The organism is Pseudomonas sp. Pseusp11, assembly GCF_047304405.1.
Taxonomy (GTDB): domain Bacteria; phylum Pseudomonadota; class Gammaproteobacteria; order Pseudomonadales; family Pseudomonadaceae; genus Aquipseudomonas.
Map to the genome: position 1 here is coordinate 1 of NZ_JBGLZF010000101.1, position 301 is coordinate 301.

Annotated in this window: 1 protein-coding gene; it reads right to left on the minus strand. The window is 67.8% G+C overall.

What is annotated here, in order from left to right:
* Window positions 1-301, minus strand: a 301-nt coding sequence (locus ACCC96_RS30320) for a hypothetical protein (protein WP_413697745.1), incomplete at both ends; no start/stop codon positions are given.

Here is a 301-nt window from a genome sequence, read left to right on the forward strand (position 1 = left end):
CGATGATGCCGTTGTTGGTCAGCACACCACCGGCCGTCAGCGCGATGCTGTCCCGGGCGGCGAGGGTTTGCTGGTTGCTCAGGTTGCCTTGGGTTTGCACGTTGACGACGGTGCCGGCGTAGACCGGGCCGCGCGCATCGAGGCTGGCGGCTTTGACATTGACGGCGCCTGCGGCCGAGGTTTGCGCCAGGCTGAGATGGCCGTTGGCGTCGAGCTGGATATCGCCACCGCTGGCGGCCAGGTTGCCGTCGAGTTTCACCCCGACCCCGGCTTCGGTGCCGACCAGTTTGATCGCCCCGGC